Origin of the sequence: Pseudoflavonifractor sp. An184 (genome assembly GCF_002160305.1) — a bacterium.
Taxonomy (GTDB): domain Bacteria; phylum Bacillota; class Clostridia; order Oscillospirales; family Oscillospiraceae; genus Lawsonibacter; species Lawsonibacter pullicola.
In genome coordinates this window covers 16,757-31,936 of record NZ_NFKI01000016.1, presented here as the reverse complement: position 1 = coordinate 31,936, position 15,180 = coordinate 16,757, and the positions used below count along the sequence as shown (strand labels likewise).

General features: G+C 64.3%; 12 protein-coding genes. 7 read left to right on the top strand and 5 right to left on the bottom strand.

The annotated features are described in order from the left end of the window. Positions 1–2: 2 nt before the first annotated feature. Entirely contained in the window at positions 3–1,418 is a 1,416-nt protein-coding gene (locus B5F19_RS18250) for an FHA domain-containing protein (protein ID WP_087289451.1), read from the top strand. Positions 1,419–1,574: 156 nt separating this feature from the next. Here B5F19_RS18250 and B5F19_RS07335 read toward each other — a convergent pair whose 3' ends face one another. Then, the gene (locus B5F19_RS07335) at positions 1,575–2,468 is read right to left on the bottom strand and encodes a LysR family transcriptional regulator (protein WP_087289450.1); all 894 of its coding nucleotides are present in this window, start codon (positions 2,466–2,468) and stop codon (positions 1,575–1,577) included. 157 nt (positions 2,469–2,625) lie between these two features. On the opposite strand from B5F19_RS07335, the gene B5F19_RS07330 reads away from it, so the two are divergent. The 5 genes from B5F19_RS07330 (at position 2,626) to B5F19_RS17930 (ending at position 7,701) form a co-directional block, all read left to right on the top strand. Further along, entirely contained in the window at positions 2,626–3,858 is a 1,233-nt protein-coding gene (locus B5F19_RS07330) for a dicarboxylate/amino acid:cation symporter (protein ID WP_087289449.1), read from the top strand. Positions 3,859–3,876: 18 nt separating this feature from the next. Continuing rightward, positions 3,877–4,545 (top strand): L-serine ammonia-lyase, iron-sulfur-dependent subunit beta, encoded by a 669-nt coding sequence (gene sdaAB / locus B5F19_RS07325; RefSeq protein ID WP_087289448.1) that lies wholly within the window; start codon positions 3,877–3,879, stop codon positions 4,543–4,545. Between the two features lie 12 nt (positions 4,546–4,557). Further along, a complete protein-coding gene (gene sdaAA, locus B5F19_RS07320; protein ID WP_087289447.1) occupies positions 4,558–5,427 on the top strand; it encodes an L-serine ammonia-lyase, iron-sulfur-dependent, subunit alpha in 870 nt (289 codons plus the stop codon). Between the two features lie 473 nt (positions 5,428–5,900). Then, positions 5,901–6,782, top strand: coding sequence for a MurR/RpiR family transcriptional regulator (locus tag B5F19_RS07315; protein WP_087289445.1), 882 nt, complete (start codon positions 5,901–5,903; stop codon positions 6,780–6,782). A gap of 199 nt (positions 6,783–6,981) precedes the next feature. Continuing rightward, complete coding sequence (locus tag B5F19_RS17930; RefSeq protein ID WP_242972724.1) at positions 6,982–7,701, top strand: ATP-binding cassette domain-containing protein; 720 nt, start codon at positions 6,982–6,984, stop codon at positions 7,699–7,701. Positions 7,702–7,982: 281 nt separating this feature from the next. On the opposite strand, the gene B5F19_RS07305 is transcribed toward B5F19_RS17930, so the two are convergent. From B5F19_RS07305 to B5F19_RS07290, 4 genes are all read right to left on the bottom strand, one after another. Next, positions 7,983–9,416, bottom strand: coding sequence for a 6-phospho-beta-glucosidase (locus tag B5F19_RS07305; RefSeq protein ID WP_087289443.1), 1,434 nt, complete (start codon positions 9,414–9,416; stop codon positions 7,983–7,985). Further along, complete coding sequence (locus tag B5F19_RS07300) at positions 9,413–11,320, bottom strand: glucose PTS transporter subunit IIA (RefSeq protein ID WP_087289441.1); 1,908 nt, start codon at positions 11,318–11,320, stop codon at positions 9,413–9,415. Before B5F19_RS07300 ends, B5F19_RS07305 begins: the two co-directional genes overlap by 4 nt. A gap of 274 nt (positions 11,321–11,594) precedes the next feature. Next, complete coding sequence (locus tag B5F19_RS07295; RefSeq protein ID WP_087289439.1) at positions 11,595–12,215, bottom strand: hypothetical protein; 621 nt, start codon at positions 12,213–12,215, stop codon at positions 11,595–11,597. After that, on the bottom strand, positions 12,212–12,772 hold the full coding sequence (locus B5F19_RS07290; RefSeq protein WP_087289437.1) for a sigma-70 family RNA polymerase sigma factor: 561 nt from the start codon (positions 12,770–12,772) through the stop codon (positions 12,212–12,214). Before B5F19_RS07290 ends, B5F19_RS07295 begins: the two co-directional genes overlap by 4 nt. A 211-nt stretch (positions 12,773–12,983) precedes the next feature. On the opposite strand from B5F19_RS07290, the gene B5F19_RS07285 reads away from it, so the two are divergent. Then, a complete protein-coding gene (locus tag B5F19_RS07285; RefSeq protein WP_087289436.1) occupies positions 12,984–15,125 on the top strand; it encodes an S-layer homology domain-containing protein in 2,142 nt (713 codons plus the stop codon). Positions 15,126–15,180 lie beyond the last annotated feature (55 nt).

Genomic DNA, 15,180 nt, shown 5'->3' with positions numbered 1-15,180 from the left:
GCATGAAGCGTATTTTGCCGCTGCTGATGGCGGCACTGCTGCTCCCGGCCCTGAGCATGGGGGCGGCGGCCGCCGGTCAGGCAGAGATCGTGCGGGCCTTTGGCGCGGGAGAGACCCTGTATACCTATGTGGACCTGGGGGAGGGAGGCCAGCCCATTACCCGGGCGGAGGCCACCCTGGACGGCCGCACCTTCCAGACCACCGGCCGCCTGGAGACCGTGCGCCAGGCCGGCTCCCCTGTGTCCTATCTGCTGATGGTGGACGCCTCCACCTCCATGCCGGGCTTTCAGGAGGACGTGGTGGGCTTTGCCGAGAGTCTGGCAGAGCACAGCGGGGAGAACACCCGCTTCACCTTGGCCACCTTTGGCGACGGCTTTCAGGTGATCGGCCAGGACGTGGCCCCGGAGGAGGTCCCGGAACAGCTGGCTGGATTGCAGTATTCAGAGCCCATCACCCAGCTGCACAGCGCCATCGGCCAGGCGCTGGACTACTTTGAGAGCCTCCCCAGGCAGGGCAATGAGCTGCGGAGCCTGGTCATCCTCACAGACGCGGTGGAGTACGACCCCCAGGGCGGGATCCCGTACGACACGCTGCTGGAGCGCATCGAGAGCTCCGACGTGATGCTCCACGCCATCGGCTTCGGCGGCGACCGCGCCGCCCTGGACCGTTTGAATCAGCTGGTCGAGGCGTCGGACGGGAGCCAGTGGGAGATCGGGGAGGCGTGCACGGCGGACCAGGCCGCCGATCAGCTGGTAGAATACACCGGACGGCTGTTCGTGCTGGGCTTTGACCTCTCCGGCTATGTCTCGGATGGAGAGGAGCAGCCGCTCTCCCTGGTGTTCTCCTCCGGAGCGGAGCTGGTGGGACAGGCGGAGAGCCAGGTGGCGCTCCCGGTCTCCCAGGACCCGGGTACGGAGCCAGACAGCGGGACCGAGCTGCCCGCACCGGAGCCGGGTGGGGGCGCCCCGGCGGCACAGCCGGCGGCGCCGGAGGAGCAGCCGGAGCCCTCGGCGCTGCCCCTGGCGCCCGGCGTCGGGGCGGCAGTCCTGGTGGTGATCCTGGCCGCTGTGGTCCTGGGCCGCAGGAAAAAACCGGAGGAGGTCCCGCAGCCCGCTCCAGTCGGCATCTACATGCGCCTGGAGGTGGTGCGGGGAGTACAGAGGACGGAGCGGACCGAATTTACCCTGCGGGATGAGCTTCACATCGGCCGGGATCCCGCCTGTGACATTGCCTTTGACGACGAGACGCTCTCCCTGCGGAACAGCCGGGTCTTTCTGGACCAGGGGGCGGTGTATCTGGAGGACCTCCAGTCTCAGAATGGGACGCGGGTGAATGGGACTCCGGTGTACGCCCCGGTCCGGCTGCGGAGCGGAGACGAAATTTCCGTGGGGAGCGCCTCCTTCCGCCTCAAATTCTGAGCCGCAGTCCGGCGGCTCACGCCCACTTGCTGCAACCAGAAATCCGCTGGAATCGTCAGATTCCAGCGGATTATTTTGCGCTCCGCCCCTTTTATTTCTCCGGCCTGTTTTCCCGTCCCTGTGCGGCGGCTCACCCACCCAGAGCGGTATGGGCCGTCACAGCCCCTCCAGCTCATTGACCACACGGACAAACTCGTCCATCTCCCGGGAGCACCACTTCTCCTTGTGGGAAAAGATCTGCCGGTACAGCGTGACATGAAAATCCGCTACCTGGATCAAGGAGAGCTTCCCCTGCCCCACGCTCTGCTCCACCGCATACCAGGGCAGCAGGGAGACGCCCCGGTTGTTCTCCAGGATGCGGATGAGAAAAGACGTGTCGCTGCACTCCAGGGAGGGGGTGAGGCTCCTGTCCCGGGCGGCCAGGAAGCGGTCCAGCACCCGGCGGTAATTGGTGTCCCGCTCTGTGAGATAAAACGGCCTGTCCAGCAGGTCCTCCACCGTCAGTTCCGGAATGCCCTCCAGCTCCGCCCCCAGAGAGGCGGAGGTCACAAAGACCACCCGCTCCTTCCGCTCCATCAGCTTGTTCCAGTTGTTGCTGTACCGGGGCTCGTCCAGAATGTAGATCAGATCCAGCTCTCCCCGCTCCATCCGCTCGATCAAAAACTTGGGTTCGCCGGTGGTGACATGGACCACCACCTTGGGATGCCGCTGCCAATAGGCGTGCAGCGCGGCGGGCAGCTTGGAGAAGCACAGGGATTCGATGGTCCCGATGTGGAGCCGCCCATGCAGCTCCCCGGTGTCCGAAACGGAGAGCCGGGCCTTGTTCACCTCCTGGAGCACATCGTAGGCGTGCTCCAGAAACTGTACGCCCCGGGAAGTCAGTGAGATGTGCTTTCCGATCCGGTCAAACAGCCTGGTGTCCAGCTCCTCCTCCAGCTGCCGGATCTGCACCGTCACCGCAGACTGGGAGTACCCCAGGCTCTCCGCCGCCCGGGAAAAGCTTTTCAACTGTGCCACTTGAATAAACGTGCTGAGCTGCCGCAGCTCCATGCAAAGCCCCTCCTTCTTCCGCCGCAGAAAGTAATTGTTGAATTTTTTTAAAGCATCTTATTAAAACTATGAATTTTACATATTATTGCAAACAGAATATACTAAAATCAGCCAATAGACAAGAGGGAATTTGAGCAAAATTATAGGAGGGGTTTTTGTGGAAAAGAAGAAATTCAAACTCGGTCTGTTCCCCAAGCTCATTATCGCAATCATCATCGGTATTCTCTTTGGACAGTTCCTGCCCGTGTGGTTCTGCCGGATCGTGGTCACCCTGTCCAGCATCTTCAGCACGTTCCTGTCCTTCATCATCCCCCTGATGATCCTGGCCTATGTGACCATGGGCATCGCCAACCTGAAAAGCGGCGCGGGCAAGCTGCTGCTCATCACCGTCATTTTGGCCTATCTGTCCACCCTGGCGGCTGGCTCCGCATCCTTCCTGGTGGCGGACACCCTGTTCCCCAGCTTCATGAGCGACGGCGCCCTGGAGCAGATCGCCGCCACAGCCGGCAACTCCCTGGAGAGCTACTTCAGCCTGGAGATCCCGCCCCTGTTCGACACCCTCTCGGCGGTGGTGCTGGCCTTTGTGCTGGGCCTGTGCCTGTCCACCCTGCGGGGCAAGACCATCGGCGACACCCTCTACAACGGGATGAGCGACTTCTCGGGCGTCATTGACCAGGTGCTCCACTCGGTGATCATCCCCCTGCTGCCCCTGTATATCTGCGGCACCTTCACCAACATGACCAAGTCCGGCCAGACCTTTGCCATCCTGGGCATCCTCTGGAAGGTGTTCCTGGTGGTCATCCTCATGCATCTGATCTGCATCTTCCTGCAGTTCCTGGTGGCCGGGGCCGTCAGCCGCAAAAACCCCTTCCGCCTGATCCGCAACCAGATCCCCGGCTATATCACCGCTCTGGGCACCCAGTCCTCCGCCGCCACCATCCCGGTAAACCTGCAGTGCGCCGAAGCGGATGGCGTCTCCGCGGAGATCCGCAACTTTGTGGTCCCCCTGTGCGCCAACATCCACATGGCCGGCTCCATGATCACCATCACCGCCTGCTCCACCGCTGTGTGCCTGATGAACCAGATCCCCATCAGCCTGGCCACGGTGATCCCCTTCATTATGACCCTGGGCATCGCCATGGTGGCCTCCCCCGGCGCCCCCGGCGGCTCCATCATGACCGCCCTGCCCTTCCTGTACATGGTCTTTGGGGCGGAGGCCGGCGACCCCAGCGGCCCCATCTGTGCCATCATGGTGGCCCTGTATATCACCCAGGACTCCTTCGGCACCGCCTGCAACGTGTCCGGGGACAACGCCATCGGCGTCATCGTGGAGACCATCTATCAGAAATTCATCAACAAGGCGCCTGCCCAGGCTGCGCAGGCCCAGTGACCGAGAGAAGGAGCGCTTATGGCCTTTATCAGTGTCTTTGACGTGCTTGGTCCCAATATGATCGGCCCCTCCAGCTCCCACACCGCCGGAGCGGCGGCCATCTCTTTCCTGGCCCGGAAGATGATCGCTCCCCCCATCGTGAAGGTGGAGTTCACCCTCTACGGCTCCTTTGCCAAGACCTATCAGGGCCACGGCACCGACCGGGCCCTGCTGGGCGGGCTCATGGGGTTTGAGACGGACGACACCCGCATCCGCAGCTCCTTCCAGATCGCCCAGGACCGGGGGCTGGATTACCGCTTCACTCCCTGCACCACCGAGACGGAGGTCCATCCCAACACGGTGGACATCCGCATGGAGAACGCCGCGGGACAGACCATGGTGGTGCGCGGGGAGTCCCTGGGGGGCGGAAAGGTGCGCATCGTCCGCATCAACGGGGTGGAGGTGGACTTCACCGGGGCGTACAGCACCGTCATCGTGGTCCAGCAGGACAAGCCGGGCGTGGTGGCCCATATCACCAAGGTGCTCAGCGACAACGGCGTGAACATCGCCTTTATGCGCCTGTTCCGGGAGGCCAAGGGCCACACGGCCTACACCATCGTGGAGTCCGACGGACGCCTCCCGGAGGGGGTCGACGTCCCCCTGCGGAACAACCCCAACGTACAGGACGTCATGCTGCTGGAGCCATAGGAGGAGGAACCCATGGACTTTAAATCATCTGTTGAGCTGCTGGAACTGTGCCGGCAGACCCAGTGCCCCATCTCAGAGGTCATGCGTCGCCGGGAGTGCGAGCTGGGGGAGACCACCCGGGATCAGGTGGACCACCGCATGGCCAAGGTGCTGGAGATCATGCGGGCCTCCGCCGCGCTGCCGCTGAAAAAGCCGTCCAAATCCATGGGCGGGCTCATCGGCGGAGAATCCAAAAAACTCTACGACCACGCCGCCCGGGGCAAGGCCATCTGCGGGGACATCCTCCAGCGGGCCATGACCTACGCCATGGGGGTGGCGGAGGTGAACGCCTCCATGGGCCTCATCGTGGCGGCCCCCACCGCGGGCTCCGCTGGGATCGTGCCCGGGCTGCTGCTGGCCCTCCAGGACTGCTATAAGATCTCCGACGACCGCCTTGTGGACGCCCTGTTCAACGCCGGAGCCGTGGGCTATCTGGCCATGCGCAACGCCACTGTGGCGGGGGCGGTGGGCGGCTGTCAGGCGGAGGTGGGGGTGGCCGCCGCCATGGCCGCCTCCGCCACCGTGGAGCTCATGGGCGGAACGCCGGAGCAGTGTATGGACGCGGGCTCCACCGTGCTGATGAACCTGCTGGGCCTGGTGTGCGACCCGGTGGGCGGTCTGGTGGAGTACCCCTGCCAGAACCGCAACGCCGCCGGGGTGGCCAACGCCCTCATCGCCGCCGAGTTGTCCCTCAGCGGGGTAAAGCAGCTCATCCCCTTCGACGAGATGCTGGAGACCATGTACGCCGTGGGGCGGCGCATCCCCATCGAGCTGCGGGAGACCGCCTTGGGCGGCTGCGCGGCCACGCCCTCCGCCTGCGCCAGATGCGGCGGCTGCGGCTGAATATTTGACAAATGAAAAGGGCCTGTTGCAAAATAGAATTTTGAAAAATCAGGTCAAAGAAAAAGTTAGCGGGAACCGTCGGGCTGGCGGTTGTCGCTAACTTTTTTAAAACAAAAATTTTCTTTCCGGGTCTGAAAACTGCATTTTGCAACAGACCCTTTTTCAAAGCGTTTCCCGCCCAAAGGCGGGGACATCCACTCCGCTCCCGGCGCGTGTAGGTGCTCCAACCGGAGAATGTGCGAACGATACAGAGATTTCATCCAGATTTTACAAACAGGCGGTGGCGGCCTGTTCTCATTTTACATTATATTGAGGGGCGGAATCATGCGGCGGCCGGGTGTTTTCCCGGGCGCGCCGGTTTGGGCCGGCGGCCGGCGTTTCTCCGCGTCTCAACAGCGGGATCGCCGCGAACAGAATTTCGTTCCAAAAGGACGAAACGTGTAATTTTGCTACAAGGCGAGGGGGATGACGCTATGCGGCACAATATCCAGGTTTTGGACCGGATTCGGAAAACCTACGCATCCCTGCGGCCATCGGAACAGCGGGTGGCCGACTATGTGCTGAACCATCCGGAGACCTGCACCCAGCAGACCATCTCGGAACTGGCGGACCAGGTCCAGGTGAGCCAGCCCACCGTGGTGCGCTTTGTCCAGGCCCTGGGGTTCGGCGGCTTCCGAAACTTCAAATACTGCCTGCTGCGGGACCGCAGCCAGGGGACGGAGCGGGAGGCCTACTTCGACCACCTGGGGGGCTTTGACTTAAAACCCTGGGATCAGCTGGAGGATCTGCCGCTGAAAGAGGTGCGGGTGTCCGGCGGCCTGCTGGAGGCGGCGCTGAAGTCTCTCTCCCCCCAGGAGCTGGACCGGGCGGTGCGGATGCTCGCCACGGCCCGAACCATTGATATCTATGGCGTGGAGAACTCCTGCACCCCGGCCGGCGACCTTCTGACCAAGCTGACCTACCTGGGGCTCTGCTGCCGGATGAACACCGACGCCTACCTTCAGCAGATCGGGGCGGCCCATCTGGGGGTGGCGGACGTGGCGGTGGCGTTCTCCCACTCGGGCTGCTCCATGGATACGGTGAAGGCGCTCAAGCTGGCCCAAAAGGCGGGGGCGGGCACCATCGCCATCACCAGCCGGAAAACTCCCCTCCTGGCCCGGTACGCCGACGTGTGCCTCTGTACCGGGGGCGAGGAGGCAGTGATCTACGGCACCGCCATCTTCTCCCGCATCCCCGACCTGGCGGTGGTGGATCTGCTGTACATGGGGATCATTCAGAGCGACTACGAGCGCTTCTCCCGCAGTCTGGACAAGAGCGGGGCGGTCATCGCCGACCGGGGCTATCCGGAGGAGTGAGGACCGCCGGCGGGGGCTTTTCTTGTAAGAAAATTACAAGAAAAGCCCCCGTTTTTTGATGCCTTTTTGCGCTTCTCTAACGGAAACTTAAACCTTTTGCGCTTGTTTCCCGGGGCTGAAATTTGCTAGGATTACACCGTCGCCGGACGTGCGGCGGCTCCCACATAAACTTTTGAAACCGAGAAAGGAGCGGTTTTTCATGCTGGAACTGGAGCACCTTCAAAAATCCTTTGACGGAGTGCCCGTGCTCAAGGACATCTCCCTCCAGGTGGAGGACGGGGAGATCGTCTCCATCCTGGGCCCCTCTAGCTGCGGCAAGACCACGCTGCTGAACATGATTCTGGGGATCGTGGACGCCGACCAGGGCGCCATCCGCTACAACGGGGAGGACCTGACCCACACCCCCATGGAGAAGCGGGGCTTCAACATCGTCTTTCAGGACTACGCCCTCTTCCCCAATTTAAACGTACAGCAGAACATCACCTACGGCCTGCGGAACAAGCCGGGCACCGGCTATACCGATTCCATGATGCACATTGTGGTCCCCAGGGCCGCCCAGCTGGGCTACGCCCCCGACTTCTGGATCAGCCCCGACGGGGTGGGCGGCAAGGGCCGCCCCTATCCCTACATGATTTTTGAAAACCTGAAGGCGCTGGAGGTCTCCAGCGTGAAAAACGCCGTGAAGGTGGGGGACACCGTCTCCGACATCCAGGAGGGGATCAGCGCCGGCGTGTGGTCGGTGGGGGTCGTCGAGGGCAGCTCCGTCCTGGGCCTGAGCCAGAGGGAGTACGAGGCCCTCGCCCCGGAGGAGCGCCGGGCCGCCTGCCGCCGGGCGGAGGAGACCTTCCGCTCCGCCGGCGCCCACTTTGTGCTGAACAACCTGTCCCAGCTGCCGGAGCTCATCCATATGCTGGGATGACCGCCGCCCGCCGGACAGGCGCCGGTCCCCTTCCCCTGTCAAAAAATGCCGTTACTTTCCCGCCGCTGCGCGGCGGGAAAGTCCTCGCTGCGCTCGCTGAACGCCTTGCCATGCAAGGCATTCAGGGCATTCGATCCCACTCGAGGCGGGCTGCCGCCCCCTCGAGCTCCCCCGCCAACACTCGGGCGGATTCGTCTGAACAGAGGTTTTTCGACAAGCTGAAACGCTGGAATCAGAGGATTCCAGCGTTTTTGTTTTTCGAGCCTGTGTTTTCTGTGGCGCTAGAGCGCCTCGCCATTGGTCCGGATGACATTCTGGAACCAGAAAAAGGAGTCCTTCCGGTACCGCTTCCCGCTCCCGCTGCCGTCGTCATTCCGATCCACATAGAGAAAGCCATACCGTTTTTTGAGCTCCCCTGTGGTGAAGGAGACCAGGTCGATGCACCCCCAGGGCGTATACCCCATCAGGTCCACCCCGTCCTCTTCCACCGCCTTTTTCATCTGGGCGATGTGCGATCTCAGATAGTCGATCCGGTAGGGGTCGTGGCATGTCCCGTCCCGCGTCAGCTTGTCTATGGCCCCGAACCCGTTTTCCACAATGAACAGGGGGACCTCGTACCGCTCATACAGGGTGACCAGGGCGTACCGCAGGCCCGTGGGATCGATCTGCCAGCCCCAGTCGCTCTTGTCCACATAGGGGTTGTCCACAGAATTGGGGAAGCCGCCGTCCAAGCGGGCGGCGGAGCCCCCCCGCCCCTGGGCCCTGACCGTATTGGACATATAGTAGCTGAAGCCAAGGTAGTCGGCCCGTCCCTCCGCCAGGACTGTTTCATCCCCTGGTTCCATGGCGATCCGGCAGCCCTCCCGCTCCCACTGCCGCCGGGCAAAGGCCGGATAGCGCCCCCGGATTTGAACGTCCGAGAAATAAAACCGCTCGTGCATGCACTCCGCAGCCGCCATCACATCGTCCGGATGGCAGGAGTAGGGGTACACGGGCACAAAGGAGCACATGCAGCCGATCCGGAACTCCGGATTGATCTCATGGCCCGCCCTGACCGCGGCGGCCCCGGCCACAAACTGGTGGTGGACCGCCTGGTACATGGCCTCCCTGGGGCGCTCCAGCTGCGAAAAACGGATTCCGGAGCAGGTCCAGCCGAACAGGTCCAGGCCGGTGTTGCTCTGGTTGTTGATCTCATTGAAGGTCATCCAGTACCGGACCTTGTGCTTGTAGCGCTCCATCACCGTGGAGGCATAGCGGACAAAGCACTCCAGCGTGTACCGGCTCAGCCAGCCGCCGTGGTTCCGGGCCAGGTGATAGGGCATCTCAAAGTGGGAGAGGGTGACCACCGGCTCAATGTGATATTTGAGCAGCTCGTCAAAGAGCGCGTCATAAAACCGCAGGCCCGCCTCATTGGGCTGGGGGTCGTCGCCGTTTGGAAAAATGCGGGTCCAGGCGATGGAGGTGCGGAAGCACTTGAGGCCGAGCTCCGCCAGAAGGGCAATGTCCTCCCGAAAGGTGTGGTAGAAATCGACCCCCTCGTGGTTGGGGTACCGCTCTCCCGGCAGCACGCCGTCTGTGATGCGGCGCAGCACGCCGGAACTGCCGCCGGTGAGGACGTCGGTCACGCTGACGCCCTTTCCGTCCTCATTCCAGGCCCCCTCCAGCTGTCCGGCGCTCACCGCGCCGCCCCATAAAAAATGTTCCGGAAAACTCATGTCGTCCCCTCCAAATTTCCGTCCTGTTCATTTCTCACCCGCAGAAGCGGCTCCCCCGCCTCCACAGGGCCGCCGCTTCTCCACAGCTCGACCGCCGCAAAGTCCTCGGCGTTGGTCACCAAAACCGGTGTGATGGGATCGTATTTCCGGCGGATCTCCTCCAGGTCGAACTCCACGAGCAGGTCGCCGGTCCGAATCCGGTCCCCCTCCTTGACCCTGGAGGTGTAGCCCGCCCCGCCCAGCTCCACCGTATCCAGCCCGATGTGGAGGAGCAGCTCCATCTGGTTGGGGCCCAGCAGGTGGATGGCGTGCCTGCTGTCCGCAATGCTGAGCACCGTACCGTCAAAGGGGGCGTACAGCTTCCCCTCTCTGGGCTGGACCGCGGCCCCCTCCCCCAGGATTCCCTGGGCAAAGGTGGGGTCCTTCACCTGGGACAGGGGAACCACCGTTCCGCTCAGGGGGGAGCACACCGTGACCTCCCCCGCCTCCCCGGGAGCAGGGGCGCGAGGCGCCGCGTCCGCCGCATCCCCGGAGCCCGGGCTCTCCCCGCAGCCCACGACCTGTACCAGCGCGATGGTGACCACGATGGTGGCCAGGGTCCCCAGCAGCATGCCGGGGAAGGACATGGGGTTCTGGGCGCTGATGGCGTTGACGGTGGTGAGAAGCCCGGGCAGACCGGCGTAGACGTAGTACATGGTATCAAACAGGCTCAGGACAATCGCGCCCACCGCCCCTCCGACGCAGCCGCAGACGAACGGCTTTTTCAGCGGCAGCGTCACGCCGTATATGGCTGGCTCCGTGATGCCGAATATGCCGGTCAGGCCGGCGGAGAAGGCCACCCGCCTCATCTCCCGCCGTCTGGTCTTCAGCACCACGCCGAAGCAGGCGGCCGCCTGGGCCACCACGGCGCAGGTCTGAAAGGCCTGAAAGGTATCGCAGCCGTTGGCGTTGAAATTGGCGATGTTCATGGGCGTGACGCCCCAGTGGACCCCGAAGATGACGAAGATCTCCCAGCTCCCTCCCACAAGGGCCCCGGCCACCATGGGAACGGTGCGGGCCAGCTGGTTATATGCCACCGCGATGCCGTTCGCCGCGGCGTCGGAGAGGGGGCCGATCACCAAAATGGTGAGGGGGACCATAATGACGGCGCAGAGAAATGGGGTCCCGATGGCCTTCAGCACATCGGGCAGGCGCCGGTCCAGAAACCGCTCCAGATAGGACAGCACCAGCACCAGGAACAGCGGGGGCAGCACCGTGGAGGTATACGTGGTCTGCGCCATGGGAAAGACCAGGAATCGGATGGTCTCCCCGCCGGCGATCCGGGCCGCCAGCGCGCCCCAGTCGGCGTTGACCAGTGCCAGACAGCACCACATCGCAATGAAGGTGTTGCATTTGAAGTGCCTGGAGGCCGTCACCGCGATCATTGCGGGCAGGAAGGTGAAGGGGGTCCAGGAGATAAAGCTCAGCACGGCGTAGGTCCCGGTGTCCGGAAAGGCGGGAATCCACTGCGCCAGGAGGATCAGCGCCCCCTGCACCAGGCCGGCGGCCGCCAGGATATAGACAAAGGGTGCAAAAACCGCGGACATGGTGGCGATCACCCGGGCCAGGATTCCCTGCTTCTGCGCGGGCTGGTCCGACTGGTCCAGGCGCAGGAGTTTCACCAGCTCCTCGTACACGTCTTTGGCGTGGACGCCGATGACGATTTGATACTGTCCCCCTCTCTCCAGCACCTGAATCACCGCGGGCAGTTCGGAGATGCGTCTGGTCACCTCGGCGGGGGGAGACTCCCGCAGAACCAGGCGGAGCCTGGTGGCGCAGTGGGCTGCGCTGACAATATTCTGTTCGCCCACCTGATCCCGGATCTCGGCGGCGAGCTTGGCGTAATCACGGATGTTGGCTGACATCCCATTCCCTCCCCTTGAGCCGCCCGCCGCAGGCGCGGCAGGCCTCCGCCCCGCCAGACGGCAGAGGCGGATATGAAATACTTCCGTAGTATTTCCCCGGAGGGCGCAAATTTTTCAAAAAGCGGGCCGGTTCCGCCGCGGGACCGGTATTTTTTAGGGGCAAGGCCGGCCTTGTTCCGCCCCTGGCGGAAAAAATCCGCTGGAATCGTCTGATTCCAGCGGATTTCTCCACGGTTTGAGATACAGTTTTTGTGTCTCCATCCGGGCGATGGAGCTATTCCGCCGGCCGGGCCAGGGCGTACCCGTCGCCCGGGAGCTTTACATAGAGGGTCCCGTCCGGCCCCTCCCACAGCATGCAGCCGGCGTACTCCCGGCGGGTGGTGTACAGCCCCTCCTTGCTGTCCTCCCCCTCCAGAAAGAGCACGCCCAGCTGGCGGCTGCCCTCCGGCAGGGCGGAGGCCAGCTCGCCGGTGAGGGTATACTCCCCCGCGGGGGTGCGCAGCACATCCTGGGCCGCGCCCCCCTCCTGTGAGGAGGCGCCGCCGGAGCTCTCGTTCCCGGCGGAGGGGTTCTCGGGCAGCGCCTCGCCGCTTCCGCTTCCGCTCCACACATCGGAGCCGCCGTCCTGGGCGGTCCCGGCCGAATGATCTGTCTGGGATTCCTGGGCGGCGGACGAGCTCCCCGCCGCGCCGGAGGTGGTGTTGTCTCCGCCGCCGCTCATGCCGAAGGGCAGATAGAACACCGCGGCCAGCACCAGGCAGGCGGCCAGCCCGCCGGCCAGAGGCCTCCAGTGGGTCAAGCCGGGCCTGCGGGCGGGGAGGCGGCAGTCCTCCGCCTCCTGGATCAGGTCGTCATCGATCCGGCCGATGGCCTCCAGCAGTTCTTCCCGAGTCATACCGCCACCCCCTCCCGCAGCAGGACTTCCTTCAGACGCAGGCGGGTGCGGTGAAGCCTGGATTTGACCGTGTTCTCATTCATGGAAAACCGCTCCGCCAGGGCCGCGACGGAGTCCAGATACCAGTACCGCCGCAGAAACAGCACCCGGTCCAGCTGGGGCTGCTCCCGGAGGAACCGGGAGATGAGGGCTGCGGTCTCCCGCTCCTCCAGGCGGTCCTCCGGCCGGCCGGGGGCTGGGATGCACTCCCCCAGCTCCTCCAGGGCCGTCTCCACCTGGGGCCCGCCCCGCTTGGCCGCCCGGTTATACCGCCACCGGTCCAGGGACAGATTCCGGGTGAGCTTTCCAAAAAAGGCGGACAGGATGCCCGGCCGCTGGGGCGGCATGGCGTTCCAGGCCCGCAGCCAGGTGTCGTTGACGCACTCCTCCGCGTCCTGCTCCTGGGCCAGAATGTTCCGGGCGATGGAGAGGCAGAAGGCCCCGTACTTCGTCTCGCTCTCCCGGATGGCCTGCTCGGACCGGGCCCAGTACAGCTCGATGATCTGCTGATCCTCCATGGTATGCTCCCCCTCCGGCCGCCGGAGGCGCTCCGGCGGCTCTTTTCTCTATTATAAAAGACGACGCACCCTGGGAAAAGTTGCATGGGGAGAGAAAATTTTTAAGTTTTCATTAAATTTGTGCAACCTGAGCCGTTTTGTTTCGTCTAAAAGTATGATAGGATACCAGTAGAAGACAGCCCGGACACACCAATGAAACGGAGGGATTTTGATGAAACGCACAGCTGCCCTGATTCTGGCCGCCGCGCTGGCGGCCTCCCTGGTCCTGCCCGCCGCGGCGGCGGACGAGACCACGCAGGACGCCCGCCTGGCCCAGGTCACCCAGGCGGTGAAGGACACCCTGGACCTGGACACCTCGGAGTACAGCACCTTCTACGGGAACTGCTATGACCAGACCCTGGTGAGCCAGTGGTCCCTGTACTGGGAGGGCAGCGCCGGCACCCTGTCCATCGACGCCCTGGAGGACGGCACCATCACCGGGTACTCCCTGTCTCAGGAGGAGACGGGCTCCGCCGGCCTGCCCTCCTACCCCAGCGGCGACCCCGCCCAGGCCAAGGAGACCGCCCAGGCCTTTCTGGACAAGGTGCTCTCCCCCGGCCTGGAGTCCGTCCAGCTGGAGGAGTCCTCCGGCTCCGACCGCCTGGGCCGGAACCAGTACCGCTTCTCCGGCGACATTCTCTATCACGGCCTGCCCTCCCCCCTGAGCTGTTCCATCACCGTGGACGGAGAGAGCGGTCAGGTGACCAATTTCCACCGGGACGTGTCCTACGGGAACTACCTGGGGAGCGTCCCCTCCCCCACGCCCGCCGTCGGATCGGAAGCCGCCGCCCAGACTCTGAAGGGCTCTCTGTCCCTGAAGCTGGAATATGTGCTGCCCGAGGACGGGGGCGCCCAGGCTGTGCTGCGCTATGTGCCCGACAGCCGGGACGAGTACTACGTGGACGCCCAGACCGGCGCGCTGGTGAACCTGACCGAGCTGGAAGCCGGTCTGGGGAACATGGGCATGGGCGGCGGCAGCTCCAGCGAGGACAGCGCCGCCGGAACTCCGGAGAACGGCCTGTCCCAGGCGGAGCAGGAGGGCATCCAGAAGCTGGAGGGGGTTCTGTCCAAGGAGACCCTGGACGGGCAGCTCCGGGCCGTCACCCAGTACGGCCTGGAGGACTACACCCTCTCCTCCGCCTCCTACCGGCTGATCGAGGCGACCGAGACCCAGGAGGAGCAGGTGCTGTGCACCCTGCGCTACCTGCTGCCCGGAACAGATGAAACCGCCTCCCGCACCTTCACGGTGGACGCCAAGACCGGTCAGGTAGAGGACCTGTGGTCCTATCTTCCCTGGGATGAGGACCAGAAGCCCAGCCTGACCCAGGCGGAGGCCCAGACGCAGGCGGAGGCCTTCCTCCAGAGCTTCTGCCCCGACCGCTCCGCCAAGCTGGCCCTGTATCAGGGGCCCCAGGGTGAGGTCCAAAGCACCTACTTCTTCACCTTCGCCCGGCAGGAGAACGGGTACTTCTTCCCGGAGCACTTCTACGGAGTGGAGGTCTCGGCGGAGGACGGCTCCATCTGCGGGCTCTCCTACTCCTATGACGACGGGGTGACCTTCGACAGCCCGGACGGCATCGTCTCGGCGCAGGCCGCCCTGGACGCCTGGATGGACACCTACACCGTGACCCTGGGCTATCTCCAGGTACCGGAGAAGCTCTCCGCCGATGACCCGGAGGCCGCCCCCTACCTCCAGCTGGGGCTGACCGCCTTCTACCGGCTGAAGCTGGGCTACGGCCTGGAGCGGGAGGGCTCCTGCCTGGGGGTGGACGCCAAGACCGGCCAGCCCGTCCAGCGGGAGACCGCCGCCGCATCCGGACTGACCTACTCCGACATGTCCGGCCACTGGGCCCAGGGGGCTGTTGAGGCCCTGGCCCGGTACAACGTGGGCTACGACGGCGGGACCTTCGCTCCCGGGCAGGCCATGACCCAGTGGGACATGGTGTGCCTGCTCTTCAGCGTGGAAAACTATCCCCTGGACCCCGCCGCCGCCACCCGGCAGGAGCGGGACATGGCCTACGCCGCCGCCTACCGCACGGGGGCCCTCACCCGCACGGAGCGCCAGGACGACGCCCCCCTCACCCGGAGCCAGGCGGTGAAGCTGCTTCTCAACGCCGAGGGGCTCAAGGCCGCCGCCCAGCTGACGGGCATCTACACCTGCTCCTACACGGACAAGTCCTCCATCCCCTCGGAGGATCTGGGTTACGCCGCCCTGGCCCAGGGCGTCGGCATGGTCCAGGGCGCCTGGGCGGGAGACCGGACCGCCACCCGGGCCGAGGGGGCCGTGATGCTCCACAAGCTGCTGTCCTGGTGAGCCGCCCGGCCCGCGCCCCGGAACCGAGATAGAATCGGCCAAAATTCCGCTTTTC

Coding starts and splice junctions, on each gene's coding strand:
- B5F19_RS07285 (WP_087289436.1), top strand. CDS start 12,984: ATGAAACGCACAGCTGCCCTGATTCTGGCCGCCGCGCTGGCGGCCTCC.
- sdaAB (WP_087289448.1), top strand. CDS start 3,877: ATGGCCTTTATCAGTGTCTTTGACGTGCTTGGTCCCAATATGATCGGC.
- B5F19_RS07290 (WP_087289437.1), bottom strand. CDS start 12,772: ATGGAGGATCAGCAGATCATCGAGCTGTACTGGGCCCGGTCCGAGCAG.
- B5F19_RS17930 (WP_242972724.1), top strand. CDS start 6,982: ATGCTGGAACTGGAGCACCTTCAAAAATCCTTTGACGGAGTGCCCGTG.
- B5F19_RS07295 (WP_087289439.1), bottom strand. CDS start 12,215: ATGACTCGGGAAGAACTGCTGGAGGCCATCGGCCGGATCGATGACGAC.
- sdaAA (WP_087289447.1), top strand. CDS start 4,558: ATGGACTTTAAATCATCTGTTGAGCTGCTGGAACTGTGCCGGCAGACC.
- B5F19_RS07300 (WP_087289441.1), bottom strand. CDS start 11,320: ATGTCAGCCAACATCCGTGATTACGCCAAGCTCGCCGCCGAGATCCGG.
- B5F19_RS07315 (WP_087289445.1), top strand. CDS start 5,901: ATGCGGCACAATATCCAGGTTTTGGACCGGATTCGGAAAACCTACGCA.
- B5F19_RS07335 (WP_087289450.1), bottom strand. CDS start 2,468: ATGGAGCTGCGGCAGCTCAGCACGTTTATTCAAGTGGCACAGTTGAAA.
- B5F19_RS18250 (WP_087289451.1), top strand. CDS start 3: ATGAAGCGTATTTTGCCGCTGCTGATGGCGGCACTGCTGCTCCCGGCC.
- B5F19_RS07305 (WP_087289443.1), bottom strand. CDS start 9,416: ATGAGTTTTCCGGAACATTTTTTATGGGGCGGCGCGGTGAGCGCCGGA.